Genomic DNA, 4,272 nt, shown 5'->3' with positions numbered 1-4,272 from the left:
TCCTGCTGGTGGCCTTCGCCTTCGGCGCCTTCTTCGAGGGCGCGGGCGGCTTCGGCACGCCGGTGGCCGTCACCGGCGCCATCCTGATCGGCCTCGGCTTCTCGCCGCTGGCGGCCTCGGGCCTGTCGCTCATCGCCAACACCGCCCCCGTGGCCTACGGCGCGCTCGGCGCGCCCGTCCAGGGCCTCGCCTCGGTGACGGGCTACGACCCCTACGTGCTCGGCGCGATGATCGGCCGGCAGCTGCCGTTCTTCTCGGTGATCGTGCCGTTCTGGCTGATCTGGGTGTTCGCGGGCTTCCGCGGCATGATGGCGATCTGGCCGCCGATCGCGGTCTGCGGCATCTCGTTCGCCGCGGCGCAGTTCCTGATCTCGAACTACATCAACCCCTGGATCGTCGATATCGGCGCCTCGCTGGTCTCGATGGCGGCCCTGGTCGCCTTCCTGAAGGTCTGGCGTCCGGCCCAGGTCTGGACCTCGCCGGCCCTGCGCGGCCACGACCCGTCGATCGGCTACGGCGAGCCGCGTCCGGCCTCCCTCGGCGCGGGCGTCCCCGGCGACCTGCCGAAGGTCCAGCTCGGCGGCCGCACCGCCTCCTCGCAGGAGATCCTGATGGCCTGGGTGCCGTGGATCATCCTCTCGATCATCGTCGCGATCTGGGGCACCGGCTGGTTCAAGGGCATCGTGAACCCGATCTTCTCGTGGAAATACGAGGTGCCGGGTCTGCACAACATGATCATGAAGGTGCCGCCCGTGGAGGCGGCGCCGAAGGCCGAGGCCGCGATCTTCAACTTCACCTACATGTCCTACACCGGCACGGGCGTGCTCTTCGCCGCGATCATCTCCGGCCTGATCATGCGCTTCTCGCCGGTGCGTCTCGTCACCGCCTATTTCGAGACGATCTGGGTGCTGCGCTACTCGCTCATCACCATCGCGGCGATGCTCGCCCTCGGCGTGCTCACCCGCTACGCCGGCGTCGACGCCACGCTGGGCCTGGCCTTCGCCGGCACGGGTATCCTCTACCCGTTCTTCGGCACCCTGCTCGGCTGGCTCGGCGTCGCGCTGACGGGGTCGGACACCGCCTCCAACGTGCTGTTCGGCGGACTGCAGCGGATCACCTCCGAGCAGCTCGGCCTGTCGGGCATCCTGATGGCCTCGGCGAACTCGTCGGGCGGCGTGATGGGCAAGATGATCGACGCCCAGTCGATCGTCGTGGCCTCGACCGCCACCGGCTATTTCGGCCAGGAGAGCAAGATCCTGCGCTTCGTGTTCTGGCACTCGATCGTGCTGGCCTGCCTCGTCGGCGGCCTCGTGATGCTCCAGGCCTACGTCTACCCGTTCACCGAGATGGTGATCCACCCGCCGGCGACCGTCGCGCCCGCGCACTGACGTTCGGCGCCCGAAACCCGGCGCCCGACCCGTAACAGGAGCCCGCCCCGTGCCGAACGGGGCGGGCTCTTGCTTTTGCGCTCAGCGCGGGCCGGGACCGTCCGGCCCGGTCGCCTCGGCCGGCCGCGCCGCGGGACGGGCGAGCCGTCCCTCCTCGGCCCGGTGCACGTACTGGCTCGCCACCAGCCAGCCCTTGAAGAACCGCAAGGGCAGGGTGCAGGTGAGCAGCACCACGGGCAGCGTCAGGACGAAGTGGAGCCAGATCGGCGGGTCGTAGGTCAGCTCCAGCCACAGGCCGAAGGCCACCGCGGGGATCGCCGTGGTCATCATCACGAAGAAGGCCGGGCCGTCGGCCGGGTCGGCGAAGGAGAAGTCGAGCCCGCAGGCATCGCAGCGGGGGGCGATCTCCAGAAAACCCTTGAACAGGTGGCCGCGGCCGCAGCGCGGGCAGGCGCTGCGCGCGGCGACGCTCAGCGGCGCCTGGGGTTCGAAGCGGGTGTCACCCCGGATCTCGTCACGGCTATCGGTCATCGGGGTCTCCTGGCAGGGCAACCGGTGCCCGCTGCGTTGGTTCGCGCACCGGCCCGCAGGTCTCCCATGCCGGGCCGGGGGATTTTTTTCGAGCCGAGAATTTCTCGGAATGTGATGGATGAGGCGGGCGGCCTCGTTCGTTTACCCACTCTTCCGCGCGTCAAAGGCGTCAAAGCCCCGCCATGCTCTTCCGCCGCGCCCGCCGCGACAGCCTGACCGACCTGCCCGGCTTCGAGACCGCGCGGCTGTCGATCGCGCCGCTCGCGCACCGGGACGCGCCGGCCCTGCGCGATCTGACCGACGATCCCGCGATCCTCGGCGCCGTCGATTTCCTCGCCGACCCCTTCACCCTCGAGGATGCCGAGGCGCTGATCGGCTCCGCCCGGCACGGGCGCGACCGCTTCCTCGGCGCCTGGAGCCGCGACGGCGGGAGCGGCCGGGAAGGCGCCGCGCTCGTCGGCGTCGTCGGCGCGCATCTGCGGGGCGAGGGGGCGGTCGAGATCGGCTACTGGGTCGGGGGCGCCGCCCGCGGCCGCGGCTTCGGGGCCGAGGCCGTCTCGGCGACCATCGAGTGCCTGCGCCGCCGCTTCCCGCGCCGCGTCGTCGTGGCCGAGTGCCGGCCCGGCAACGTCGCCTCCTGGGGCCTGTTGCACAAGCTCGGCTTCCGCGAGACCGGCTCGGAGGGGCATCGTCCCGGCCGGCGCCAGCTCGTTCTCGAAGGGGCGTGAGCGGGTCGGGCCGCGCCGTCCGCGGGGTCCCGGCGCGCGGTAGACGAAAGACGGACAGCGGCGGCGCCCGAAATGCCGTAAAACGGTCCGCGAAAGGGGCCGCATGCCGGGGAGCGCGGCCCGCCGGAAGGCATGATCGCGATGACGGCTCACCCAGCATCGGACTTCGACGGCGCCTCCGGGGCCGCGGCACCGCTCGAAGCCGCGAACGCCCTGCGCCTCCTCGTCGTCGACGACCATCCGCTCTTCCGCGAGGCGCTGGCGAGCGCCATCGCCCTGGCCTTTCCGAAGGCGGAGCTGCACGAGGCCGACGGCATCCGCGCGGCCTGCGAGATCCTGGCCCGCGACCCCGCCATCGACCTGACCCTGCTCGACCTCTCGATGCAGGGCGTGACCGGCTTCGAGGGGCTCACCACGATCCGGGCGCGCTTTCCCCGCGTGCCGATCCTGATCGTCTCCGGCGTCACCGAGCCGCGCGTGATGCAGGAGGCCCTGCGCCACGGCGCGGCGGGCTTCGTGCCGAAGGCCGTCGACAAGGCGACCCTGACCCGGGCGATCTCTGAGGTGCTCGGCGGCGCCCTGTTCATGCCGCCCGACCTCGCCGCGAGCCCGGCCCCGGCGCGGGGCGGCGACAAGGCGCCGATCGCCGAGCGGATCGCCCGCCTGACCCCGCAGCAGATGCGGGTGCTCGGCATGATCCGCCAGGGCAAGCTCAACAAGCAGATCGCCTACGAGCTGCAGGTCGGCGACTCGACCGTGAAGGCGCATGTCTCCGAGATCCTGCGCAAGCTCGAAGTCATCAGCCGCACGCAGATCGTGATCGAGACCGCCTATCTCGACTTCGAGCAGGCGGGCGGCTTCTGAACGGAACCGCCTCTGCCAAATCCGATCGATCCCCTCGGGATGGCGGATTTGGGCGTCGCTCAGGCGCCGCACGGGCCCGCTGACACGGTGTCCGCTCTGATCAGGCGGACACCGCCTCATGCGAAGCGTTTCGCGGCGAGGACGCACAGCACCACCCCGGCGGCGACCGCGACCATCGTGCCCTCGACCGGCTCGTGCAGCACGAGGCCGGCGAGCGCCAGGCCGAAGAAAGGCTGGAGCAGTTGCAGCTGCCCGACCCCGGCGATGCCGCCGAGCGCCAGCCCGCGATACCAGAACACGAAGCCGACCAGCATGCTGAAGACCGAGACGTAGCCGAGCCCGGCCCAGGCCGGCAGGCCGATCCCGCGCCACGTCTCGGGCAGCGTCGCCAGCGCCAGCACGGCCATGGCGGGGGAGGCGAGCAGGAGCGCCCAGGAGATCACCTGCCAGCCGCCGAGCCGGCGCGAGAGGTGGGCGCCCTCGGCATAGCCGAGGCCGCACAGCAGGATCGCGCCCAGCATCAGCCCGTCGCCCGTCGGGTCGGCGCCCTCGCTCCGCATCAGGGCGAAGCCCGCGACGAGCAGGCTGCCCGCGCCCGAGAACAGCCAGAAGGCGGGTTTCGGCCTGTCTGCCGCGCGCAGCAGCAGGCCGAACAGGGCGGTGGCGAGCGGCAGCAGGCCGATGAAGACGATGGAGCGGGCCGACGTGATGTGCCGCAGCGCCAGCGCCGTGAGCAGGGGAAAGCCGACCACCACGCCGAG

Annotated in this window: 5 protein-coding genes; 3 read left to right on the top strand and 2 right to left on the bottom strand. The window is 71.5% G+C overall.

Translation table 11 applies throughout. The features are described 5' to 3' along the window. Positions 1 to 1,388, top strand: a 1,388-nt coding sequence (locus MFF42_RS10945; protein ID WP_238255783.1) for an L-lactate permease, incomplete at its 5' end; no start/stop codon positions are given. An 81-nt stretch (positions 1,389 to 1,469) separates the two neighbouring features. Here MFF42_RS10945 and MFF42_RS10940 read toward each other — a convergent pair. Next, positions 1,470 to 1,919 carry a DUF983 domain-containing protein gene (locus MFF42_RS10940; RefSeq protein ID WP_238255782.1) on the bottom strand — a complete coding sequence of 150 codons (450 nt, stop codon included), beginning with the start codon at positions 1,917 to 1,919 and terminating at the stop codon, positions 1,470 to 1,472. A 182-nt stretch (positions 1,920 to 2,101) separates the two neighbouring features. Here MFF42_RS10940 and MFF42_RS10935 point away from each other — a divergent pair, with 182 nt between their 5' ends. Together MFF42_RS10935 and MFF42_RS10930 are read left to right on the top strand one after the other, a co-directional pair. Further along, positions 2,102 to 2,647: a GNAT family N-acetyltransferase gene (locus tag MFF42_RS10935; RefSeq protein WP_238255781.1), complete on the top strand. Its 546-nt coding sequence runs from the start codon at positions 2,102 to 2,104 to the stop codon at positions 2,645 to 2,647. Between the two features lie 132 nt (positions 2,648 to 2,779). Further along, positions 2,780 to 3,511: a response regulator gene (locus MFF42_RS10930; protein WP_238255780.1), complete on the top strand. Its 732-nt coding sequence runs from the start codon at positions 2,780 to 2,782 to the stop codon at positions 3,509 to 3,511. A 116-nt stretch (positions 3,512 to 3,627) separates the two neighbouring features. Here the strand turns inward: MFF42_RS10930 and MFF42_RS10925 are convergent. After that, on the bottom strand, positions 3,628 to 4,272 hold a 645-nt coding region (locus MFF42_RS10925; protein WP_238255779.1), incomplete at its 5' end, for a DMT family transporter.

Source organism: Methylorubrum podarium (genome assembly GCF_022179745.1).
GTDB lineage: Bacteria > Pseudomonadota > Alphaproteobacteria > Rhizobiales > Beijerinckiaceae > Methylobacterium > Methylobacterium podarium.
Note: the sequence above shows the minus strand (reverse complement) of the source record. Positions and strands in the feature narration are given on the sequence as shown.